General features: G+C 72.5%; 24 protein-coding genes and 1 tRNA gene. 12 read left to right on the forward strand and 13 right to left on the reverse strand.

Features of this window, described 5'->3' with window-relative positions:
* Positions 1-124 precede the first annotated feature (124 nt).
* Positions 125-1,645: a LacI family DNA-binding transcriptional regulator gene (locus tag ACZ6NC_RS15590; RefSeq protein WP_465732888.1), complete on the forward strand. Its 1,521-nt coding sequence runs from the start codon at positions 125-127 to the stop codon at positions 1,643-1,645.
* Between the two features lie 118 nt (positions 1,646-1,763).
* Here the strand turns inward: ACZ6NC_RS15590 and ACZ6NC_RS15595 are convergent.
* From ACZ6NC_RS15595 to ACZ6NC_RS15610, 4 genes are all read right to left on the reverse strand, one after another.
* A tRNA-Pro gene (locus ACZ6NC_RS15595) sits at positions 1,764-1,837 on the reverse strand.
* Between the two features lie 100 nt (positions 1,838-1,937).
* Complete coding sequence (locus ACZ6NC_RS15600) at positions 1,938-2,879, reverse strand: metallophosphoesterase (protein ID WP_465732890.1); 942 nt, start codon at positions 2,877-2,879, stop codon at positions 1,938-1,940.
* Positions 2,880-2,945: 66 nt separating this feature from the next.
* Positions 2,946-3,380, reverse strand: coding sequence for an SRPBCC family protein (locus tag ACZ6NC_RS15605; protein WP_465732892.1), 435 nt, complete (start codon positions 3,378-3,380; stop codon positions 2,946-2,948).
* 5 nt (positions 3,381-3,385) lie between these two features.
* Positions 3,386-4,084 carry a CGNR zinc finger domain-containing protein gene (locus ACZ6NC_RS15610; RefSeq protein WP_465732894.1) on the reverse strand — a complete coding sequence of 233 codons (699 nt, stop codon included), beginning with the start codon at positions 4,082-4,084 and terminating at the stop codon, positions 3,386-3,388.
* A 108-nt stretch (positions 4,085-4,192) separates the two neighbouring features.
* Between ACZ6NC_RS15610 and ACZ6NC_RS15615 the strand changes: the two genes are divergently transcribed.
* Complete coding sequence (locus ACZ6NC_RS15615) at positions 4,193-4,648, forward strand: GatB/YqeY domain-containing protein (protein WP_465732896.1); 456 nt, start codon at positions 4,193-4,195, stop codon at positions 4,646-4,648.
* 167 nt (positions 4,649-4,815) lie between these two features.
* On the opposite strand, the gene ACZ6NC_RS15620 is transcribed toward ACZ6NC_RS15615, so the two are convergent.
* Positions 4,816-7,146 carry a transglycosylase domain-containing protein gene (locus tag ACZ6NC_RS15620; RefSeq protein ID WP_465732898.1) on the reverse strand — a complete coding sequence of 777 codons (2,331 nt, stop codon included), beginning with the start codon at positions 7,144-7,146 and terminating at the stop codon, positions 4,816-4,818.
* 423 nt (positions 7,147-7,569) lie between these two features.
* On the opposite strand from ACZ6NC_RS15620, the gene ACZ6NC_RS15625 reads away from it, so the two are divergent.
* Positions 7,570-7,893: a WhiB family transcriptional regulator gene (locus tag ACZ6NC_RS15625; RefSeq protein WP_033333275.1), complete on the forward strand. Its 324-nt coding sequence runs from the start codon at positions 7,570-7,572 to the stop codon at positions 7,891-7,893.
* A 113-nt stretch (positions 7,894-8,006) separates the two neighbouring features.
* Here ACZ6NC_RS15625 and bagB read toward each other — a convergent pair whose 3' ends face one another.
* A complete protein-coding gene (gene bagB, locus ACZ6NC_RS15630; protein ID WP_465732900.1) occupies positions 8,007-9,182 on the reverse strand; it encodes an ATPase BagB in 1,176 nt (391 codons plus the stop codon).
* An 11-nt stretch (positions 9,183-9,193) separates the two neighbouring features.
* On the reverse strand, positions 9,194-10,279 hold the full coding sequence (gene bagA, locus ACZ6NC_RS15635; protein ID WP_465732902.1) for an ATPase BagA: 1,086 nt from the start codon (positions 10,277-10,279) through the stop codon (positions 9,194-9,196).
* A gap of 249 nt (positions 10,280-10,528) precedes the next feature.
* On the opposite strand from bagA, the gene ACZ6NC_RS15640 reads away from it, so the two are divergent.
* The 5 genes from ACZ6NC_RS15640 (at position 10,529) to ACZ6NC_RS15660 (ending at position 13,280) form a co-directional block, all read left to right on the forward strand.
* Positions 10,529-10,687, forward strand: a complete 159-nt coding sequence (locus ACZ6NC_RS15640; RefSeq protein ID WP_094743074.1) for a DUF4177 domain-containing protein — start codon at positions 10,529-10,531, stop codon at positions 10,685-10,687.
* Complete coding sequence (locus tag ACZ6NC_RS15645) at positions 10,684-11,154, forward strand: RidA family protein (protein WP_465732904.1); 471 nt, start codon at positions 10,684-10,686, stop codon at positions 11,152-11,154. The genes ACZ6NC_RS15640 and ACZ6NC_RS15645 overlap by 4 nt, the downstream gene beginning before the upstream one ends.
* Before the next feature lie 66 nt (positions 11,155-11,220).
* Positions 11,221-12,087 (forward strand): NUDIX hydrolase, encoded by an 867-nt coding sequence (locus tag ACZ6NC_RS15650; protein WP_465732906.1) that lies wholly within the window; start codon positions 11,221-11,223, stop codon positions 12,085-12,087.
* Between the two features lie 201 nt (positions 12,088-12,288).
* The gene (locus tag ACZ6NC_RS15655; RefSeq protein ID WP_465732908.1) at positions 12,289-12,462 is read left to right on the forward strand and encodes a hypothetical protein; all 174 of its coding nucleotides are present in this window, start codon (positions 12,289-12,291) and stop codon (positions 12,460-12,462) included.
* A complete protein-coding gene (locus ACZ6NC_RS15660; RefSeq protein WP_465732909.1) occupies positions 12,459-13,280 on the forward strand; it encodes an MBL fold metallo-hydrolase in 822 nt (273 codons plus the stop codon). The genes ACZ6NC_RS15655 and ACZ6NC_RS15660 overlap by 4 nt, the downstream gene beginning before the upstream one ends.
* Positions 13,281-13,428: 148 nt before the next feature.
* Here ACZ6NC_RS15660 and ACZ6NC_RS15665 read toward each other — a convergent pair whose 3' ends face one another.
* The gene (locus tag ACZ6NC_RS15665; RefSeq protein ID WP_030240972.1) at positions 13,429-14,103 is read right to left on the reverse strand and encodes a Crp/Fnr family transcriptional regulator; all 675 of its coding nucleotides are present in this window, start codon (positions 14,101-14,103) and stop codon (positions 13,429-13,431) included.
* Positions 14,104-14,366: 263 nt separating this feature from the next.
* On the opposite strand from ACZ6NC_RS15665, the gene ACZ6NC_RS15670 reads away from it, so the two are divergent.
* Positions 14,367-15,254 (forward strand): isocitrate lyase/PEP mutase family protein, encoded by an 888-nt coding sequence (locus ACZ6NC_RS15670; protein WP_465732911.1) that lies wholly within the window; start codon positions 14,367-14,369, stop codon positions 15,252-15,254.
* Between the two features lie 172 nt (positions 15,255-15,426).
* On the opposite strand, the gene ACZ6NC_RS15675 is transcribed toward ACZ6NC_RS15670, so the two are convergent.
* The 5 genes from ACZ6NC_RS15675 to ACZ6NC_RS15695 form a co-directional block, all read right to left on the reverse strand.
* A complete protein-coding gene (locus tag ACZ6NC_RS15675) occupies positions 15,427-16,092 on the reverse strand; it encodes a TetR/AcrR family transcriptional regulator (protein ID WP_465732913.1) in 666 nt (221 codons plus the stop codon).
* Positions 16,093-16,293: 201 nt separating this feature from the next.
* Complete coding sequence (locus tag ACZ6NC_RS15680) at positions 16,294-16,791, reverse strand: iron chaperone (RefSeq protein WP_465732915.1); 498 nt, start codon at positions 16,789-16,791, stop codon at positions 16,294-16,296.
* A gap of 145 nt (positions 16,792-16,936) precedes the next feature.
* A complete protein-coding gene (locus ACZ6NC_RS15685) occupies positions 16,937-17,389 on the reverse strand; it encodes a pyridoxamine 5'-phosphate oxidase family protein (protein ID WP_465732917.1) in 453 nt (150 codons plus the stop codon).
* A 116-nt stretch (positions 17,390-17,505) separates the two neighbouring features.
* A complete protein-coding gene (locus ACZ6NC_RS15690; protein WP_465732919.1) occupies positions 17,506-17,970 on the reverse strand; it encodes a helix-turn-helix transcriptional regulator in 465 nt (154 codons plus the stop codon).
* A gap of 170 nt (positions 17,971-18,140) precedes the next feature.
* On the reverse strand, positions 18,141-18,551 hold the full coding sequence (locus tag ACZ6NC_RS15695; protein WP_465732921.1) for a VOC family protein: 411 nt from the start codon (positions 18,549-18,551) through the stop codon (positions 18,141-18,143).
* 243 nt (positions 18,552-18,794) lie between these two features.
* On the opposite strand from ACZ6NC_RS15695, the gene nth reads away from it, so the two are divergent.
* The 3 genes from nth to ACZ6NC_RS15710 all read left to right on the forward strand — a co-directional run bounded on the left by nth (position 18,795) and on the right by ACZ6NC_RS15710 (position 21,731).
* The gene (gene nth, locus ACZ6NC_RS15700; protein ID WP_465732923.1) at positions 18,795-19,664 is read left to right on the forward strand and encodes an endonuclease III; all 870 of its coding nucleotides are present in this window, start codon (positions 18,795-18,797) and stop codon (positions 19,662-19,664) included.
* Positions 19,661-20,392 (forward strand): NUDIX hydrolase, encoded by a 732-nt coding sequence (locus tag ACZ6NC_RS15705; RefSeq protein WP_465732925.1) that lies wholly within the window; start codon positions 19,661-19,663, stop codon positions 20,390-20,392. Before nth ends, ACZ6NC_RS15705 begins: the two co-directional genes overlap by 4 nt.
* Positions 20,393-20,546: 154 nt before the next feature.
* Positions 20,547-21,731, forward strand: coding sequence for a MarP family serine protease (locus ACZ6NC_RS15710; protein WP_465732927.1), 1,185 nt, complete (start codon positions 20,547-20,549; stop codon positions 21,729-21,731).
* The last annotated feature ends 125 nt before the right edge of the window (positions 21,732-21,856 follow it).

The raw sequence follows: 21,856 nt of genomic DNA on the forward strand, positions 1-21,856 counted from the left end.
TTTTCTCTGTGTGCCCCCCCCCCCCCCCCCCCCCCCCCCCCCCCCCCCCTTTCCCCCCCCCCCCCCCCCCCCCCTCCCCCCTTCCCCCCCCCCCCCCCCCCACGCCCTTTGCAGGGAGAACAAGTTGGGATACGCCGAGAACCTCGGCAGCTACTGGCGCGGCCGGTACAAGGCCGCGCCCGGCAAGTACGCCACGGTGCGCGACGATAGCGGCGACGCCATCCGCTTCCGCACCAAGGCCGCCGCAAAGAAGGCCGCGGATGCCGAGGAGGCGAAGCTGCTGGCGGGGCTGAAGGCAGCGGCGCTGGGGACGGAACCGGAACGGATCACCTTCGGGGCCTACGCGAGCCGCTGGTACGAAGCGCAGGATCTGGCTGCCTCGACCATGCAAAACTACCGGCGGCACATCGAGGAGCACCTGCTCCCCGCCTTCGAGGACTTCGCCATCGCGGACATCCTGAAGACGGACATCGCGGCGTGGGAGAAGCGCGAACGCGCGGTCCCGTATGCGGCATCCAGCGTCAAGACGTGGCGGGCGACGCTGCACCTGATCCTTGCCGATGCCGTCGAGGAGGGGTTGCGCGACTCCAACCCGGCGACTAAGCGGCGCGGACGGGGAAAGCGAGCCGGCCGCTCCCGCAACCGCGGGCCGGAGAAGGCGGTCACCACAGCGCTCGGGATCCTGCTACTCGCAGAGCGGGCCGCCCTGTTGTCCGGCCGGGACGACGAGTTCGTCTCCCTCGTTCTCAAGGGCTACACGGGCATGCGCTGGGGTGAGATCGTCGGCTTGGAGACCGAGTTCGTCAGGGCCAAGAGCGTCCGGATCGAGTGGCAGCTGTACGAGCTCGACTCGGGGGAGCTGCATCGCTGCCCGCCCAAGGACGACTCCTACCGGGACATCGACAGCCCGGGGTTCCTCGGCGCACTGGTCGCAGGGCACATCACCCGCACCCGACCGAAGCCCTGCGAGTGCCACGGCCTGACCTACGTCTTCTGCGGCCACGGCGCCGCCAACGGGTCCGCCAGTCGCCCGGGGGCGAAGCTGGTCGACGTGGCCCGTCGTGCCGGTGTCTCCACCGGTACGGTCTCCAACGTGCTGAACCGCCCGCACGCCGTGGCGGACCCGACCCGGCTCAAGGTGCTGGCGGCCATCTCCGAACTCGGCTACATCCGCAACGCGGCGTCGGGGGAGCTGGCAGCTCACTGGCGGCGATCGGGCTTCGCCACGTGGTTGTTCCAGCCGGCGGCCACGGGCATGTACCCCAAGCGCGGCCAGCATGATGCCCACCCGGTGCCGCTGGTCTCCGACCCGTGGCCGGGCATTCCGGCCCGCGGGCGCGGAGCGGCCAGGCGCTCGGAGATGTGCTGGCTGCCGATCGCACCGGGGCTGACCCCGCACGGGCTGCGGCACACCCACAAGACCCTGATGCGCGAAGCGGGGACGCCGCCCAAGCTCATGGACGAGCGCATGGGACATGAGGACGGTTCGGTGCAGGCCCGCTACGACCACATCACTCCGGGGATGCGGAAGTCGCTCATGGCCGCGCTCACCGAGATGTGGGAGGAGGCGTTGGAGAAGCGCCAGGCGATGGGGTCCGGCTCGCCGGTGGCTGCCCTGGACACTCTGCTGAAGGCCCGCCAGTAGGGGCCGCCCTGGAGACGGATTCCAAGATCTTCTCCAGGATTTCTCCAGAGAGGGTCCTGAAAACCAGTCAGGGCCGGTGACCCTTGCGGGTCACCGGCCCTGAGCTGGTGTTACTGGGTCGGGGTGGCGGGATTTGAACCCACGGCCTCTTCGTCCCGAACGAAGCGCGCTACCAAGCTGCGCCACACCCCGGTCTTTCTGTTTGTCGCTCCGTCTCCTTCGCGACGAGTAGAACTCTACCGGACGCTCGCCGAGAGACGAAATCCGATTCCCGGCGGGCGTCCGGTGCAGGTCAGGGGGCGGGGGTGAGGGTGAGGAGGGTGGCCTCGGGGGGGCAGGCGAAGCGGACCGGGGTGTAGCGGTTGGTGCCGCAGCCGGCGGAGACGTGGAGGTAGGAGCGGCGGCCGCCGGCCTGGTGGGTGGAGAGGCCCTTGACGCGCTTGGCGTCGAGGTCGCAGTTGGTGACCAGGGCGCCGTAGAAGGGGACGCAGAGCTGGCCGCCGTGGGTGTGGCCGGCGAGGATCAGCGGGTAGCGGTCGGCGGTGAAGGCGTCGAGGACGCGGAGGTAGGGCGCGTGCACGACGGCGAGGGAGAGGTCGGCGTCGGGGGAGGGGCCGCCGGTGACGTCGCTGTAGCGGTCGCGGCGGATGTGCGGGTCGTCGAGGCCGGTGAATTCGAGGTCGAGGCCGCCGATGTTGAGCCGGCCCCGGGCGTTGGTGAGGTCGAGCCAGCCGGCCGCGTCGAAGCCGTCGCGCAGCTTCTCCCACGGGTTGTGGACGGCGCCGGTGATGCCACGCCGCGCGGTGCCGTCGGCGTTGTTCATGCCGTGGGTGCCGCTGCGCATCGCCTGGAGGTAGCGGGCGGGGTTCTTGCGGGCCGGTCCGTAGTAGTCGTTGGACCCGAAGACGTAGACGCCGGGGAACTCCATCAGCGGTCCGAGCGCGTCGAGCGTGGCGGGGACGCCGAGCGGGTCGGAGAGGTTGTCGCCGGTGTTGACCACCAGGTCGGGGCGCAGGCCGGCGAGGCTCTGCAGCCAGCGCTGCTTCTTGCCCTGTCCGCTCACCATGTGGATGTCGGAGACCTGCAGGACCCGGATGGGGCGGGCGCCCCGGGGCAGGACGGGGATGTCGACGCGGCGGAGCCGGAAGGAACGGACCTCGTACCCGACGGAGTAGGCGAGGCAGGCGGCGCCGGTGGCGGCGATTCCGAGGGGAACGGAGTACAGCGGTCGCATCGCTCCATGCTCTCAGACGGCGGATCAGCCGGTGAACGTCCGGGCGGTGCGGGGGGACACGCCGGCTTACTCCGTACGCCCTCGGTGCGGCGCCAGCTCGACGGCGACGGCGTCCAGCACGGCGCGCCAGTGTTCGCGCTGCCGGGCGCGTTCGGCGGGGTCGTCGAGTCTTTCCTGGTGGAACCGGAGTACGGTGCGCTCGCCGCTGGGGGTGACGGTCGCCTGCACGGTGGTGGCCGCGGCGCGGCCGGCGGGCTGCCAGGTGAGCCGGATCCGGGAGCCGGGGTGCAGGCTGCGCAGTTCGCCGCGGGAGCCGTCGGCGGCGGTGACCGGCCCGCCGACCTGTTGGGTGAGGCGGGCGCCGGGGCCGAGCCAGAGCGCGGCGCCCTCGGGCGAGGTCAGCAGGGACCAGACGGCCTGCGGGGGGTGCGGCAAGGTCCGGGAGACGCCGATCTGGAAGCCGGCGTCGCGGGTGAGCCCAACCGGGCGTTCCACGGTCATGCGGATCACTCCTCTGTCCGGTCTGTCCGCTCCGCGGCTGTCCGGTCCGCGCCTGTCCTGTAGTCGGCCGTCCGGTCGGCGGCGGTCCCGTCGTCGGCCCGGTCGCGTCGGGCCCGCAGTGCCCGGACCTTGTGGCGGTTGCCGCAGCGTTCCATCGAGCACCAGCGCCGTCGTCCGGGGCGCGAGGTGTCGACGAAGATCAGGTAGCAGTTGTCGGCGCCGCACTCGCGGACCCGGTCCGCGTAAGGGCCGGTGAACAGGGCGATCGCGTCGCGTGCGACGGTCGAGGCCAGCTGGTCCCCGTCGGCCGGCAGTGGTGGTGCCGCGGTGCCGTCCGGGCCGATCTGCGGGACCAGCGGCGGGTGGGCGGCGGCGCGGTTGAGCTCGGCGTAGTCCGCGGCCGCCCCCGTCTCGCCGTGTGCGCTCGCCACCGCGAGCCGCCAGAGTGCGTCCCGCAGGGTCCGTACGGCGGCCAGCTGCTCCGGGCTGATGCCGACGCCTGTGCCGGTGGGAAGCCGCAGCCGGGACTGCCCGAGCCATTCGGCGAGGTCCTGAGGCCGGTGCAGCACCTCGTACCGTGCGTACGCGCCGGGGCCGCCGGTGGTGAGCAGCTCCAGGCAGAGCGCCCCGGGGTCGAAGAGGTACCGCGTCCCTTCGGGGGAGTGCAGGACCAGCCCGGTGGTCGGCTCCTCGGCAGCAGTCATGTAACCACTATAAGTAGTTACGTACAGGTGGAGAAGTCCCGGTCCGGAAAAATGCCCCCTTGCGTTAATGCCGGGCAGCCGAACCCCGCAGGTGGGAGACTCGGGGCCATGACCACGCTCAAGGAGCAGCTGCAGGAGGACCTCACGGCTGCCATCAGGGACCGGGACGAGCTGCGCTCGTCCACCATTCGGCTCACGCTTTCCGCTGTCACCAGCGAGGAGGTGGCGGGCAAGGCGAAGCGGGAGCTCTCGGACGCCGAGGTGCTGAAGGTCCTCGCCCGTGAGGCGAAGAAGCGCCGGGAGGCCGCCGAGGCGTTCGACGGCGCCGGTCGGACCGCCCAGGCCGCCCGGGAGCGGGCCGAGGGCGAGGTGCTGGCCGGCTACCTGCCCAAGCAGCTCTCCGACGAGGAGCTGACGGCGATCGTGGCCGCCGCCGTCGCCGAGAGTGGCGCGACCGGGCCGCAGGGCATGGGCGCCGTGATGAAGCTGGTCAAGCCGAAGGTGGACGGCCTGGCCGAGGGCGGCCGGGTGGCCGCCGCCGTGAAGGCCGCGCTCACCGGCTGACGCCTGCACACCCGCACCCACGCGCACCCCGCACTCACGCGCACTGGACGCACCACCCGCACCGGCTGACGCCCGCACACCCGCCCGGCAGCGCGCACAGCAGCAGACACAGGGGCGCCCCCCGAGCAAATCGCTCGGAGGGCGCCCCTGTCACGCGTCGGCCTCGGCTAGTGCCGGCCGCCGTTGCCGTTCCCGTTGCCGTTTCCGTTCCCGCCGATGATCCCCGGCGGGAGGGTGAACCCGCCGCCGATCATCCCGCCGGGGTTGCCCCCCGGGGTCCCGCCCGGGTTGCCGCCCGCCGCGGCCGCGTCGCCGCTCGGCGGCGTGGCCGCGGCGGGCGGGGTGGCGTTCGGGTCCGGCTTGGGCGCCGGGTCCGGGATGTCGAGGGTGGGCAGCTTCTCCATGGGGGCGCCGCGCAGGGCCTGGTTCATCGCCAGCTGCCAGATCGGGCCCGGGCCGGTGGCGCCGAAGACGCCGTCGCTGCCGTAGTAGGTGTCACCGATCTTGATGTTCTTCATCTTCACGCCGCCGGCCGGGCCGCCGAGCCAGACGGAGGTGGCGACCTGCGGGGTGTAGCCGCTGAACCAGGCGGCCTTCTTCTCGTCGGTGGTACCGGTCTTGCCGGCGATCTGCCGACCGCCCTCCAGGCCGAGGGAGGCACCGGTGCCCTTCTCGGTCACGTTGAGCAGGACGGTGTTGAGGTTGTCCGCGGTGGTCTCGGAGTAGGCCTGGTTGCAGGTCGACTGCGGGACCTTGACGTCCTTGCCGTCCACGGTGGTGATCTTGTTGATGGCGATCGGGGTGCAGTACTTGCCGCGGGCGGCGAAGGTCGCGTAGACGTTCGCCATGGTCAGCGGGGACAGCTCCAGGGTGCCCAGGACCATCGAGGGCACCTCGACGAACGGGTCGCCCTTGGCCGTCTGGCTGATGCCGAGCTTGTTGGCCATCTGCTTCATCGCGCAGAGGCCGACCTGCTGCTCCATCTGCACGAAGTAGGTGTTGACCGAGAGCGCCATCGCCTGCTTCAGCTCGTACGGGCCGATCTCGTTGGGCGACTCGTTGCCGACGCTGCGGTCCTTGCCCTTGGCGGTGTTCTTCCACGTGCCCGAGCAGGTGGACATCGTGGGGTAGTCGATCCTGTTCTCGGACGGGAACGGCTGGGTGGGCGACATGCCCGACTCCAGCGCGGCCGCGGCCAGGACCGGCTTGAACGTCGAACCGGTCTGGAAGCCGTTGCCGCCGCCCATCGCCGCGTCGACGTTCAGGTTGACGACGGTCTGGTTCTTGTTCGGGTCCAGGCCGTACGGGCGGGTCTGGGCCATCGCCAGGATCTTGCCGCTGCCGGGCTCCATCATGGTGGCGGCGGCCGACACCGGGTCGGTGACCTTCACCTTGGAGGTCACCGCGTTCTGCGCGGCGGCCTGCTTGTCCGGGTCGAGGGTGGTGTAGATGTTCAGGCCGCCCTGGTCCCAGAACTTCTTCCGGTCGGCGGCGTTCTTGCCGAAGATCGGGTCCTGCTTGACCACGTGGCGGACGTAGTCGCAGAAGAAGCCCATGCCCGCCTGGGCGGTGATGCAGCCGTTCTGCGGGTCCTTGTACTTCAGGCCCAGCGGGGCGGCCTTGGCCTCCTTGGCCTGGTCCGCGGTGATGTGCTTGTTCTCGACCATCTTGTCGATCACGATGTTGCGGCGCTTGACCGTGTTCTCCGGGTAGCGCACCGGGTCGAACGACGAGGGATTCTGCACCATGCCGGCCAGGGTGGCGGCCTCGGCGACGGTGAGGTCCTTGTTGTTCTTGCTGAAGTACCGCTGGGAGGCGGCCTCGACCCCGTAGGCCTGGTGACCGTAGAAGGTGATGTTCAGGTAGTTGGTGAGGATCTGGTCCTTCGTCAGGTCCTCCTCCAGCTTGATCGCGACCTTCAGCTCCTGGATCTTGCGGCCCAGGGTCTTGCGCTGGGCCTCCAGGACGGCGGCCTGGTCGTCGCCGGCCTTCTCGACGTTGACGTTCTTCACGTACTGCTGGGTCAGCGTCGAGGCGCCCTGCGAGGCGGTGCCGCTCTCCGCGTTCTTGCCGACCGCGCGGAGGACGCCCTTGAGGTCGACGGCGCCGTGCTCGTAGAAGCGGGCGTCCTCGATGTCGACCTGCGCCTGCCGCATGAACGGCGACATCTGGTCGGCGGCGAGAACGGTACGGTCGCGCTCGTAGACCTTGGCGATCAGGCCGCCCTTGGCGTCGAAGATCTGGGTGGCCTGGGTCAGCGGCGGGGTCTTGAAGTCGTCCGGGATGTTCTCGAAGCTCTCCGCCGTGCTCTTGGCGGTCAGTCCGAGCGCGCCGACAGCGGGCAGGGCCATGCCGGCCAGCAGGACTCCTGAGAGCACGCTGACGCCCAGGAACTTCACTCCGTGTCCCGCGAAGTCGAGCGGTGACCCGCGGCGCCGGCCGCGCGGAGCTCCGGTGTTGCCTGGGGGCTGGGGTGCCTGGGGGCGCTTCGGTGCCATGGGGAGAACCCTACGTCGCCGATTCCCCTCCATCGGGGCAGGTGTTCGCCTAGGCTTGTCACAAGCTTGCGACAGCTTCGGTACGTCAACATCATTCACTCTTGTGAGTGATGAGCTTTGCCCGAATTGCCCCTCTGTGTAGTGGTTTTGAGGTAGCTGTCGCGCGTTGTACCCCCGTTTTTGGTGGCTCTCCGTGACCGCGCGCGTGGCGAGAGTGGCCCCGGTATTGCTGGCAAGGCTTGCGACCTGCAGTCACTCCAACGAGTGAGCTGACCGATACCCATAGTCCAATCGGGTCATGCGAGATTGAGCCCGAAGGGGCTGTTGCAAGCTGTCGTTCTTCCGTAACGTCCTCAACTGGCAACGGTGAATATGCCGTTGCCGCCGTGGGGGAGCCTCGATTCGGGAGAGGACGGCGCCGGCATGGGCTGGGTAGACGACTGGAGTGCGCAGGCCGCCTGCCGCACTAGTGATCCGGACGAACTGTTCGTCCAGGGGGCGGCGCAGAATCGCGCCAAGGCGGTGTGCAGTGGGTGCCCCGTTCGCACGGAGTGCCTGGCGGATGCGCTGGACAACCGGGTGGAGTTCGGGGTCTGGGGCGGTATGACGGAGCGCGAGCGCCGGGCGCTGCTGCGCCGTCGGCCGACGGTGATGTCGTGGCGGCGGCTGCTGGAGACGGCCCGTACCGAGTACGAGGAGTCCCTCGCCACCGGCGTGATACTGACGGACTACGCCCAGGCGGGCTGAGCACCGGGCCAGGCGGGCCGAGCGTCCGAGCGCCGAGTCAGGCGGGCTGAGCGCCCGAGCACGGGAAAGCCGGGCCAGGCGGGCCGAGCCACCACCCGCCCGGTGCGGCGGAACTACACGACACCGCTCAGGCGGTCGCCGATGGCCCGCAGCCCGTCCAGGTCGTGGACGTCCCCGGGCAGCGCGGCGACCTCGACGATCGGCACGTCCGGGTAGACCGAGACGAAGCGGTCGCGGGTGCGGCGCTCCCGCACCATGATGTGCATCCGCTCGGCGTGCAGCCGCAGCAGTCCGGCCGCGAGCAGCTCGGCCTCGGGGGAGGCGTGCTCCGCGCCGTTCTCCTCCAGTGCCTCGGCCGCCGCGAGCGCGCGTTCCGCGGTGAGCTGCGGGGCGCCCGTCTTGTGCACCCGGTTGAGCACCAGCCCGGCCAGTGGCATCCGGTCGGCGGCCAGCCGGTCGACGAAGTACGCCGCCTCGCGCAGTGCGTCCCGCTCCGGCGCGGCCACCACCAGGAACGCCGTGCCCGGCGCCTTGAGCAGCTGGTACGTCCGGTCGGCGCGTTCGCGGAAGCCGCCGAACATCGAGTCCATCGCACTGACGAAGGTCTGCACGTCGGTCAGCAGCTGGGCGCCGAAGATCTTGCCGAGGGTGCCGGTGAGCAGGCCCATCCCCACGTTGAGGAACTTCATCGCGCTGCGCCCGCCGACCTTGGCCGGCGCGGTCAGAATGCGGATCACCTTGCCGTCCAGGAAGGACCCGAGCCGGTTCGGCGCGTCCAGGAAGTCCAGCGCGGAGCGGGACGGCGGGGTGTCGACGACGATGAGGTCCCACTCCTCGGCCGCGCGGAGCTGGCCGAGCTTCTCCATCGCCATGTACTCCTGGGTGCCCGCGAAGCCGGCCGAGAGCGACTGGTAGAACGGGTTCTCCATGATCGCCTTGGCCCGTTCGGGCTCGGCGTGGGCCAGCACGACCTCGTCGAAGGTCCGCTTCATGTCGAGCATCATGGCCTGGAGCTCGCCGTCGCCGGTGACGCCCTTGACCACCCGCGGGGTGTTGTCCAGCTCGGTCAGGCCCATCGACTGGGCGAGCCGGCGGGCCGGGTCGATGGTGAGCACGACCACCTTGCGCCCGCGCTCGGCGGCCCGCAGCCCGAGCGCCGCCGCGGTGGTGGTCTTGCCGACGCCGCCTGAGCCGCAGCAGACGATGATCCTGGTCTTCGGATCGTCGATCAGCTCGTCCACGCCGAGCCGGCTGCCGCTCCCGCGGACCCCGTTGCTGCCGTCGCTCATACCGCCCCCGCTCACGCCGCCCCCTGACGTTTCAGTTCGGCCGCCAGCCGGTACAGCCCGCCGAGGTCCACACCCTCGCCCAGCAGCGGAAGTTCGTAGGTGGGGAGCTTCAGCTGCTGGAGGTCGGCGCGCTGTTCGCGCTCCAGCTCCACCCGCTCGGCGTGCTCCCGGGCCTGCTCCAGCAGCGGGTCGAGCAGCGGGTCCACGGCCGCCCGGACGGTGTCCGGCTTGCGGGAGCGGCCCCCGAGGCCCGCCTCGCCGAGGGCCAGCGCGACCTCCTCGCGGTGGTTCCCGTCCACCGCGGCCACCGCGGCCGCGTCCAGGACCGGCGGCCGGACCATGTTCACCATCACCCCGCCCACCGGGAGGGCGGCCTCGCGCAGCTCGGCGAAGCCGTCGACCGTCTCCTGCACCGGCATCTCCTCCAACAGGGTGACCAGGTGCACCGCGGTCTCCGGAGACTTCAGCACCCGCATCACGGCCTGGGCCTGAGTGTGGATCGGGCCTATCCGGGCCAGCCCGGCCACCTCCGAGTTCACGTTCAGGAAGCGGGTGAGCCGGCCGGTCGGCGGCGCGTCCATCACCACCGCGTCGTACGAGCGCCGCCCGTCCGGGCCCTTGCGCCGGGCCGCCTCGCAGGCCTTGCCGGTGAGCAGCACGTCCCGGACGCCGGGTGCGACGGTGGTGGCGAAGTCGACGAAGCCGACCTTCTGCAGGGCCTTGCCGGCGCGGCCGAGCTTGTAGAACATGTCGAGGTATTCGAGCAGTGCCTGCTCGGTGTCGATGGCCAGCGCGAAGACCTCGCCGCTGGTGGCCTCACCGCCCGCCCCGCCGGCGGGCAGGCCCAGCTGCGCGCGCGAGACCGAGGCGATCCGCCGCTCCTCGTAGGGCAGCGCGGCGATCCCGAACAGCTCGGCGATGCCCTGGCGGCCCTCCACCTCGATCAGCAGGGTCCGCTTGCCCTCGGCGGCGAGGGCCAGCGCCAGCGCCGCCGCCAGGGTGGTCTTCCCGGTGCCGCCCTTGCCGCTGACCACGTGCAGCCGGACGCCCTCCCAGTCGGGATCGCGCCGGGCCGCCTGGCCGGGGGTGCGTGCCACGCTCCGTCTCCGTCCGTCTCCGAGGGCCGGGGGCCTCCGCGGGCCGCCCACCGCTCGGGTGCCGTCCCACAGGTGCTCTCCCACAGGGGCCCTCCCACAGGGGCCCTCCCGCGAGAGTAACCAGGGACCGCGCCGGATGCCGGGAGCATCAGGGGGGCCAGGCCTGAATCATGCCCGGTTTGTGGGCCACCTCACACGCGCGCCCGCGGGCCGCGCGGCTCGCCGGGGCCGCTCGTCTAGAGTCTGGCCATGACCAAGTGGGAATACATGACGGCGCCCCTGCTCGTGCACGCGACCAAGCAGATTCTGGACAACTTCGGCGAGGACGGCTGGGAGCTCGTCCAGGTCGTGCCCGGCCCGAACCCGGAGCAGCTGGTGGCCTACTTCAAGCGGGAGAAGAACGCATGAGCAAGGTCGAGGAGAAGCTTGCCGAGCTGGGCCTGACCCTGCCGCCGGTGGCCGCACCGGTCGCCGCCTACGTGCCGGCCCTGCGTTCGGGCGAGTTCGTGTTCACCTCCGGCCAGCTGCCGATGGTGGGCGGCAAGCTGCCGAGCACCGGCAAGGTCGGCGCCGAGGTCACCCCGGAGGAGGCCAAGCAGCTCGCGCAGACCTGTGCGCTGAACGCGCTGGCCGCCATCAAGTCGGTGATCGGCGATCTGGACCAGATCGAGCGGGTCGTGAAGGTGGTGGGCTTCGTCGCCTCCGCCCCGGACTTCACCGGCCAGCCCGGCGTCATCAACGGCGCCAGCGAGCTGCTCGGCCAGGTGCTGGGCGAGGCGGGCGTGCACGCGCGCAGCGCGGTCGGCGTCACGGTGCTGCCGCTGGACGCGCCGGTCGAGGTCGAGCTGCAGGTCCGGGTCAAGGCCGGGGTCTGACGTACTGATCGGAAGAGGCGGGGTTGGGCCTGTCCAACCCCGCCTTCGTGCGCTTAGCATCCGGGCATGGACCATCGAGCAACGACGCTCCCGATGCCGCCCGGTTGGCCTGCCCGGATCCGGGCGGTCGAGTCCGGCGAGCTGACCCCGCCGGCGCCCAGGCCCGCCGCCACCGTGGTGCTGCTGCGGGACGCGGCCGCCGGGCCGGAGGCCTACCTGCTGCGCCGTCGCACCTCGATGGCCTTCGCCGGGGGCATGTACGCCTACCCGGGCGGCGGGGTGGACCCGCGCGACGCTGAGGCCGAGCTCGGCTGGGCCGGCCCGGGCCCGCAGGAGTGGGCGGAGCGGCTCGGCGTGGACGCCCGGACGGCGCAGGCGGTGGTCTGCGCCGCCGTCCGCGAGACCTTCGAGGAGGCCGGGGTCCTGCTGGCCGGCCCGGATGCCGACAGCGTCGCCGAGCCCCGGGACTGGAGCGCCGAGCGCGCCGCCCTGGAGGCCCACGAACTCTCCTTCGCCGACTTCCTCCGCAAGCAGGGCCTGCTGCTCCGCAGCGACCTGCTGGCCGGCTGGGCCCGCTGGGTCACCCCGGAGTTCGAGGAGCGCCGGTACGACACCTGGTTCTTCGTCGCCGTCCTGCCGTCGGGCCAGCGCGCCGCGCTGGAGGTCGGCGAGGCGGACAAGGTCACCTGGCTGACCCCGGCCGAGGCGGTCCGCGGCCACGAGGAGGGCCGCTTCGGCATGCTGCCGCCCACCGTCACGGTGCTGCGCGAGCTGCTGCCGGTGCGCAGCGCCGCCGAGGCGCTGGACGCCGCGGCGGGCCGGTCGCTGGACCCGGTCCTCGGCCGGGCCGAGGTCCGGGGCGATCGAATGACGGTTCGATGGCCGGGGTATGAAGAGCTGACCATCGACGGAGAATTTCCCGAAGCCCACTGACTCGCGAGGCTCACCGAGCCCCGAAGGCCCTTGAGTCCAGGCCCCTCGGAGGCCCCTCGGAGGCCCCTCGGAGGCCACCGGCTCCCGAAGCCCACCGACTCGCGAAGACCGCTGATTCCCGAAACCCACGGATTTCGGAGACCACCGAGTTTCCGAAGAGCACTGACCCCGCACTCGCCTCCAAGGAAGGACCGACGCCCGATGACCCACAACGACGTGGCTCGCCGGACGGCGCGCACGATGCCGGCCCGCAGCCTGACCGCCCGCACCCTCGCCTGTGACAGCGCCGTCTCCTTCCCGGAGATCGTGCAGCGCGCCCTCGTCCGGGCCGTTCCGTCACGCGTCCTGCATCGGGTCAGCGAGGGCGGCCGGTGAGCGGACTCCTCCCGGGTGACCCCGCCGCCGCCATCGGCGGCGAGGCCACCCCCCGGGCACTCTGTGTGCTGGCGCCGAACCCGTCCCCGATGACGCTGGACGGCACCAACACCTGGCTGCTCTCCGAGCCCGGCTCGGACCTCGCGGTGGTCGTCGACCCGGGCCCGCTCCACGAGGGCCACCTGCGCCGGGTGATCGAGACCGCCGAGCAGCAGGGCAAGCGCATCGCGCTCACCCTGCTCACCCACGGCCACGCCGACCACTCCGAGGGCGCCGCCCGGTTCGCCGAGCTGACCGGGACGGAGGTCCGCGCCCTGGACCCGGCGTACCGGCTCGCCTCCGAGGGCCTGACCAACGGGCAGCGGCTGGACGTCGGCGGCCTCGACCTGCGGGTGGTCGCCACCCCCGGCCACACCTCGGACTCGCTCACCTTCCACCTGCCGGCCGACGGCGCGATCCTCACCGGCGACACCGTCCTCGGGCGTGGCACCACGATGGTCGCCCACCCCGACGGCCGGCTCGGCGACTACCTGGACTCGCTGCGCCACCTGCACACCATGGCCTCCGAGCACGGCGTACGCACCGTGCTACCCGGTCACGGGCCGGTGCTCGCGGACGCGCTCGGCGCCGTCGACTACTACCTCGCGCACCGGGCCGGCCGGCTCGCCCAGGTGGAGACGGCGGTCGAGGCCGGCCTCCGGACGGCGCCCGAGGTGGTGGCCCGGGTCTACGCGGACGTGGACCCCTTGCTCTGGCCGGCCGCCGAGCTGTCGGTCCGGGCCCAGCTGCAGTACCTGGAGGACCACGGGCTGATCTGACCCGCCCGGGCGCGGGCTGCCCCGACCATGCCCGGGTGCGGGCCGGTCCGACCCGCCCGGGTGCGGGCTGACAAGCCCCGGCATGCGCGAGGGCCCGTACACCGCTCGGTGTACGGGCCCTCGGCGTCAGGCGGGCGCGCTCAGGTGATCAGCGCGAGCGGCGGGAGAGCCGCTCGACGTCCATCAGGACCACCGCGCGGGCCTCCAGCTTCAGCCAGCCGCGGCCGGCGAAGTCGGCGAGCGCCTTGTTGACCGTCTCTCGGGAGGCGCCGACCAGCTGGGCCAGCTCCTCCTGGGTGAGGTCGTGGGCGACGTGGATGCCTTCCTCGGACTGCACGCCGAAGCGGCGCGAGAGGTCCAGCAGGGCCTTGGCGACGCGCCCGGGCACGTCGGAGAAGACCAGGTCGGACATCACGTCGTTGGTCCGGCGGAGCCGGCGGGCGATGGCCCGCAGCAGCGCGATCGAGACCTCGGGGCGGGCGTGCAGCCAGGGCTGGAGGTCGCCGTGGCCGAGGCCGAGCAGCTTGACCTCGGTCAGCGCGCTCGCGGTGGCGGTGCGCGGGCCCGGGTCGAACAGCGACAGCTCGCCGATCATCTCGCTGGGGCCGAGGACGGCGAGCATGTTCTCGCGGCCGTCCGGCGAGGCGCGGTGCAGCTTGACCTTGCCCTCGGCGACGACGTACAGCCGGTCACCCGGGTCGCCCTCGTGGAACAGCGACTCACCGCGGGCGAGGGTCACCTCGGTCATGGAAGCGCGCAGCTCGCCGGCCTGTTCGTCGTCGAGTGCCGCGAAGAGTGCGGCGCGCCGCAGAACGTCGTCCACGTGCTTCCTCCTTCTCGGCCGTCCGGCTGTCAAGCCCGTCGGCGCAAGTTCGTACAGTGCTCTGCATCACCAAGCATGGCGCATGTCGCTCCGATCATATGAGGAGGGGGTGCGCCGAGGTGCGCTGCGCGGGGCCATTCGTACCGCCGGGTCGGCCTTTCTCCGCGTGAGGATTCGGTCTCAGCCGAATCAATTGAGCCGATGGCGTCCGGGCAACAGGATTCAGGTCGACAGCCCGACCGCACGAAAGACGGTGACCCCGCATGGCCCCCGACAGCCGCACCAGCACGTCCTCCGCGTCCTCCACGCCCCTCACGTCGCTCCGGGAGCGGGCCCTGCGGCTGCGGGCGCTGGTGGCCGACGGGGCGCCCGGTGCGGCGCTCGTCCTGCCGAACGCCTGGGACGCCGGCAGCGCCGCCGTGATCGCCTCGGCCGGTGCTGCCGCGATCGCCACCACCAGCGGCGGCGTCTCCTGGTCGCTGGGTCGCGGCGACGGCCAGCAGCTCGACCGGTCGGAGGCGGTCGAGGCGGCCCGCCGGATCGCCGCCGCCGTCGACCTGCCGGTCACCGTCGACGCCGAGGGCGGCTACGGCCCGAAGCCCGCCGACGTCGCCGACACCGTCCGGGCGCTGATCTCCGCGGGCGCGGCCGGCGTCAACCTGGAGGACTCGGCGGCTCCCGGCGGCCCGCTCTTCCCGGTGGCCGAGCAGGCCGCGCGGCTGCGGGCCGCCCGGGAGGCGGCCGCCGAGGCGGGCCTGCCGGAGCTGGTGGTCAACGCACGGACGGACGTCTTCCTGTTCGGGATCGGCCCGGCGGAGGGCCGATACGACGACGTGCTGGCCCGCGCGGCGGCGTACGCGGAGGCCGGCGCGGACGGTCTCTTCGTCCCCGGACTGCTCGACCTCGACGCGCTGGCCCGGCTCTGCGCCGCGTCCCCGCTCCCGGTGAACGCGATGGCGGTGGCGGGCGGGCCGACCGTGGCCGAACTCGCCGCCGCCGGAGTACGGCGGATCAGCGTCGGCACCGGCCTGGCCCAGCTCGCCTACACCGCCGCCCGCCGGGCCGCCGCGGAACTGCTCGGCGCGGGCACCCTGACCGAACCGGACGGTGCGCTGGGCTTCGGCGAGCTGGACGCGCTGTACCGGCGCTGAGCCCGGGCCGCTGCCTAGGGGCAGGGCCAGGGGACGGGGGACGGGGGTCGGGGAACGGGTGGGGGGGGGGGGGGGGGGGGGGGGGGGGGGGGGGGGGGGGGGGGGGGCGGCCCCCCCCCCCCCCCCCCCCCCCCCCCCCCCCCCCCCCCCCCCCCCCACCCGTCCGACGGCGTCAGAAGCCGCCCGGCTCCGGCAGTGCGGCCAGCTCGGGCCGCCCCTCGGGCGCGGCCGGCAGTCCGAGCAGGCGCCGCATCGCCCGCCGGGTGCGGTCGGCGGCAGCCCGGTCCCGGTAGAGCCGGCGGGCGTGGTTGAGCGCGAGCACCTGCCCGGTCAGCTCGAAGACGACCTGTTCGGCGTCCGGCTCGGCCGGCAGCCGGCCCGCGGCGATCGCCAGCCCGGCCTGGTGCCGCAGCTCGCGCTGCCAGACCGCGTTCTTGGCGGCCACCGCCGACCGGACCGGCCCGCTCTCCCGGTCGTCGAACTCGGTGGTCACGGCGGTGAAGAAGCAGCCGCCGGGCAGCAGGTCGCGCTCCAGGTAGGAGACCCACGCCTCGCACTGGACGAGCAGCCGGGGCAGTCCGGGCGCCGCGTCGGCGGCGGCCGCGCGCCGCACCACCTCGCGGACGAACAGCCCCACCGCCTCGTCGACGACGGCGAGCTGCAGGCTCTCCTTGGTGCCGAAGTGGCCGAGCACGCCGGACTTGCTCATCGACAGATCGGTGGCGAGCCGGCCGATGGTCAGGCCCTCCAGGCCTTCGACCGAGGCGAGGTCCAGGCCCCGGCGCAGGATCGCGGTGCGGGTCCGGCGGGCGTCGGCGACGGATCTCCTCGGGCTCACCGCGTCAGTGTAGCCAGCGGAAGCTCTTTAGCGTCCGACCGTTCGGGCGCTATCCGGTCGAACGCGGCGAGGCCCCCAGCGGTGCCCCCCCTCCTCCTCGGCTTCGGAGGAGGCCTCTCCTGGGGCCGGTCAGGTCGTCACCCGCCCCTGACCGGGCCCCGCGCAGGGGCCCCACGCCTGCCCGATCCGCCCGGGCGGTGATCAGTGGTCGCCGGAGGAGGCAGGGCTCACGGCCCTCTTGATCAGCTCGCCGATCCGCGCCTCGGTGGAGGCGGTCAGCTCCGCCAGGGCGTAGGTGGTCGGCCACATGGTGCCTTCGTCGAGCGTCGCCTGGTCGCTGAAGCCGAGCGTGGCGTACCGCGTGTTGAACTTCTGTGCGCTCTGGAAGAAGCAGACGACCTTGCCGCCCTTGGCATACGCGGGCATCCCGTACCAGAGCTTCGGTGTGAGGGCCGGCGCACTGGTCTTGATGATGGCGTGGAGCCGCTCGGCGATGACGCGGTCCGCCTGCTCCATCTCGGCGATCTTCGCGAGCACCTCGATCTCCGGGTCCGGCTTGGCCGCGCGCGATCCGCGCCGCGCGGACGCCTTCAGCTCCCGGGCGCGCTCCTTCATCGCGCCCCGCTCCTCATCCGTGAACCCGTCGTACTTCTCGTCGGCCGGGGCGGTGCTCTTGGCGGACGTCTGCGTGTTCTTCATGGCAGGTTCCTCTCGCTCAGGGCTAGCGGGGCTGGCGGGCCTTGCGGGGCTTGATCGGGACAATCCCAGGCTAGGGATCCGCCGCGGCGGCGGCTTCTCCGAAACTGATCGGTTGTCGGGACGAGACGCGTTCCCGGGGCGGCGGTCAGCCGAGCCAGCGGCCGTCGCGCATCAGGTCGCGTCCCGGCAGCTCGTTCGCCTCCCGCCAGGCCTGGATGCGCCGTGGCCGGATCAGGAAGTACTGGTAGGGCTCGTCGAGTTCGCGCGGGTCGAAACCGGTCCTGGCCGCGAACGCGTCGCCCGTCTCGGGGGCGAGGCCGGCGAGGTCCACCGGCTCGGCGGTGCCGTCGACGACGACGACGTCGCGCGTCGGTCCGAGGCCGAGCCGCACCCGGCCGTCGGCCAGCAGGTTGCGGCCGGTGACCGAGGCGCGCGGCGTCGAGATGAGGAACGCCGCACCGTCCCAGAGGTACGACAGCGGGATGAGGTGGACGCCCGGGGTGCCCGGCGTCGCGACCCAGAGGTCGACGTCGCTCTCCAGCCTCGCGCGGGTGTCCCGCAGCCTCTCCTTGAGCTCACGCGGCGGCGCGCCTGCCATGGTTCCTCCGGTCACATCGTGGAGAGCCCTTCCGCCGTGGAGGGCCCCGTCGGTCATAGGTCGGTCATGGGTCGGTCATGGGTCGGTTCGGCGAGGCCGCGGGATACGCGGGCCGGTCACGCCAGTTGAGGCTCGGGGGCCGGCACGTCCCGATTCCTGAGCGGTCTGGTCACCTGCTTCGCCACGCACGACGGCATCCCCGAGGCGGCGTCCGCCGCGCGGCGCTGGTAGGCGCTGGGCGGCATGCCGACCAACTCGGTGAAACGGGTGCTGAAGGTGCCCAGCGACGAGCAGCCGACCGTGAAGCAGACCTCGGTGACACTGAGGTCGCCACGGCGCAGCAGCGCCATCGCGCGCTCGATGCGACGCGTCATCAGATAGGCGTACGGCGCCTCGCCGTAGGCGAGCCGGAACTGGCGACTGAGGTGCCCGGCCGACAGGTTCACGCCTCGGGCGAGCGCTTCGACGTTCAGCGGCTGCGCGTACTCGCGGTCGATCCGGTCGCGGACGCGGCGCAGCCGCGCGAGGTCGTTCAGACGGTGCGCCGCGGTCAGTGCGCGCGCCCATGCGGGATGGCACATGAGAGAACTCCTTCCATCGATGTCCGCGAGCACCCGGGTGACTGCCGGGGCAGGCACGAGGTGCTCGCCGGTGAGTGCGGAGCGGGCGGCGGCCGGGGAACGCCGGCCGCCGCATGCCTCGCGATCGGCCGCGACGCCGGCGATCACGGCCGATCGACCGGCCGGACGGCTCAGCGCACCTCTTGGAAGCGGACCAGGTTGCCCGCGGGATCGCGGAAGGCGCAGTCGCGGACGCCGTACGGCTGGTCGGTCGGCTCCTGGACGACCTCGGCGTCGCCGGCCTGCAGCTTCTCGAAGGTGCCGTCGAGGTCCGGAGTGGCCAGCAGGATCCAGCCGTAGGTGCCCTTGGCCATCATCTCGACGATGGTGCGGCGCTCCTCCTCGGTGATGCCCGGGTCGGCGGCCGGCGGGGCGAGAAGGATGGACGTACCGGGCTGGCCGACGGGGCCGACCGTGATCCAGCGCATCTTGCCCTGCCCGACGTCGCTGCGGACCTCGAAGCCGAGGGTGTCCCGGTAGAAGACCAGGGCGGCGTCCGGGTCGTCGTGCGGGAGGAAGGTCGTGTGAATGGTGATGTCCATGGCCGTCACGCTAGCCGCGGCCCGGAGGCGGGCGCTTCTCGATTCCTGACCGGTCCGGCCCCTGGAGAAGACGGCCTCCGGCACGGCCTTCGGTTCGAACGCCCGCCGGTGGCCGGAGCGCCGGGGGATCCCCGTCGATCCGGTCCTCACGCCAGTACGGTCCGTTCGGCGCCCGGTAGTTCGATCGAGACGGCCGGGCGAGATCCCCCCTGAAGAGGACGCCCGTGGGCGTAGCCTTCGTGCATGGCAGAGAGCAAGGTCCGGAAGGCAGCCGCGCCCAAGGCGAAGCCCGCGGTGAAGCCGAGGAAACCGGAGTCGCACCTGGCGATGGTGCGGCGGGCGCGGAAGATCAACCGGGAGCTGGCGGAGCTGTATCCGTACGCGCACCCGGAGCTTGACTTCGACAACCCGTTCGAGCTGCTGGTGGCCACCGTGCTGTCGGCGCAGACCACCGACCTGCGGGTGAACCAGACGACACCCGCGCTGTTCGCGAAGTATCCGACGCCGGAGGACATGGCGGCGGCGGTGCCGGAGGAGCTGGAGGAGATCATCCGGCCGACCGGCTTCTTCCGCGCGAAGGCGAAGTCGCTGATCGGCCTCTCGATCGCGCTGCGGGACACCTTCGGCGGCGAGGTCCCCGGCCGGCTGGAAGACCTGGTCACGCTTCCGGGCGTCGGCCGGAAGACCGCCAACGTGGTGCTGGGCAACGCGTTCGGGGTCCCGGGGATCACCGTGGACACCCACTTCGGGCGGCTGGCGCGGCGGTTCGGGTGGACGGCGGAGGAGGACCCGGAGAAGGTCGAGGCGGCGGTCGCCGAGATCTTCCCGAAGTCGGAGTGGACGATGCTCTCGCACCGGGTGGTCTTCCACGGCCGGCGGATCTGCCACTCCCGCAAGCCGGCCTGCGGTGCCTGCCCGATCGCGCCGCTCTGCCCGTCGTACGGGGAGGGCGAGCTGGACCCGGAGAAGGCGAAGAAGCTGCTCAAGTACGAGATGGGCGGGCAGCCCGGCCAGCGGCTGCGACCGCCCGCCGACTTCCCGGGGGAGGCGGCGGCGCGGGCCGATGCCGCCGCGCACCACGGGCAGGTCGCGGACCTGGCGGTGGCCGAGTGACCGCGAGGATCGAGCGGGACGGGCTGCCGGGGTGGCTGGAGCCGGTCCGGGACGCCGCCGAGCGGGTACTGCCCGAGCAGCTGAGCCGCTTCCTGCCGCCCGCCGAGGGCGGACGAGCCGCGGCCGTCCTGGTGCTCTTCGGCGAGGGCGCGGCCGGGCCGGACCTGCTGCTGATCGAGCGGGCCCGGTCGCTGCGCTCGCACGCCGGCCAGCCGTCCTTCCCCGGCGGTGCACTGGACCCGGAGGACGGGGACCCGGCCGGGCCCGGCCCGGTCGCGGCGGCGCTGCGCGAGGCGTGGGAGGAGACCGGCCTGGACCCGGCGGGGGTGCAGGTCTTCGCGGCGCTGCCCGCCCTCTACATCCCGGTCAGCCGGTTCGTGGTGACCCCGGTGCTGGGCTGGTGGCGCACGGAGTCGCCGGTCCGGCCGGTGGACGCGGGCGAGACCGGTGCGGTGTTCCGGGTGCCGCTCACCGAGCTGACAGACCCGGCCAACCGGGTCCGGCTGCGCCACCCGTCCGGCCACCTCGGCCCGGCCTTCGCGGTCGGCGGCCGGCTGGTCTGGGGCTTCACCGCCGGGGTGATCGACCGGGTGCTGCACCACAGCGGCCTGGAGCTGCCCTGGGACACCTCCCGGACCGTCGACCTCTCGGAGGAGGCGATCGAACTGGTGCAGGGCGACCGCGACCGCTCCCGCGCGCTGCTGGGCGGCGACGCCAGGCAGACGTGACCGGCCCGCCCCACAGCGGTTCGTGCGGCGGTTCGTGCGGACGGCTGTGCGGTGGTCCGCACGGCCGTCCGCACAGCCGTGCGTGCGGCCGTCGGCACGATCGTCCGCACGGCTCTCGGCGCGGCCGCCCGGCCGGTCGTGGGAGGGTATCGGGGTGAACGTCCTGGATCTGCTGCTGATCGCCGCCGCCGTGGGATTCGCCGTGTCGGGCTACCGGCAGGGCTTCGTGGTCGGCATCATGTCGGTCCTCGGCTTCCTCGGCGGCGGCCTGGTCGCCGTCCAACTGCTGCCGCTGCTGCTCGACCACCTCAGCCCCGGCACCACCGCCTCGGTGATCGCCGTCGTGGTGGTCATCGTGCTGGCGGCGGTCGGCCAGGCGATCACCACCCACTTCGGCTGGAAGCTGCGCGGCCACATCGACCGGCGCCCGGCCAAGGCGCTGGACGCGGCCGGCGGCGCCGTGGTCAACGTGATCTCGATGCTGCTGGTGGCCTGGCTGATCGGTTCGGCGCTCGCCGGAACGTCTTTGCCGACCGTCTCCAAGCAGGTCCGCAGCTCGGCCGTGCTCGGCGGGGTCCAGGACGCCCTGCCCTCGGACGCGCCCAACTGGTTCTCCGACTTCTCCAAGGTGCTCGCCCGCAACGGCTTCCCGCAGGTCTTCAACCCCTTCGAGCACGAGCCGATCACCCAGGTCGACACCCCCGACCCGGCGCTGGCCGCCAGTCCGGCGGTGGCCAGGGCCAGGCAGAGCCTGGTCAAGGTGGTCGGCACCGCCACCTCCTGCGGCAAGACCCTGGAGGGCAGCGGTTTCGTCTACGCCCCGCACCGGGTGATGACCAACGCCCACGTGGTCGGCGGCGTCGACGAGCCCACCGTGCAGATCGGCGGCATCGGCCAGCTCTACGACGCGACCGTCGTCCGCTACGACTGGCAGCGCGACATCGCGATCCTGGACGTGCCCAAGCTGAACGCGCCCGTGCTCGCCTTCGCGGGCGAGGCGAAGACCAACGACAGCGCGATCGTGGCGGGCTTCCCCGAGAACGGCGCCTTCAACGTCCAGCCGGCCCGTATCCGTGGCCGGATCCAGGCCAACGGCCCGGACATCTACCACCGCGGACAGGTGGTCCGCGACGTCTACTCGGTGCGCTCGCTCGTCCGCCAGGGCAACAGCGGCGGCCCGCTGCTCACCCCGGACGGCCAGGTCTTCGGCGTGGTCTTCGCCAAGTCGCTGGACAGTGCGGACACCGGATACGTGCTGACCGCCGCCGAGGTGCGCGAGGACGCCGTCCAGGGCAGCACGGCGACCGGCAGGGTGGACACCCAGGGCTGCGCGCTCTGACCGCGCCCCGGGGGCCTGCCGGTCCGGCGGACCCACCCGCACCGGCGGCACCTGGGCAGGGGTCATCTTCCTGGGACGCAACTTCACCCTGGGGCTGACGTTCTTCCTGCTGGCGCTCGCGATCC

It is taken from the genome of Kitasatospora sp. NPDC041988, assembly GCF_055588525.1.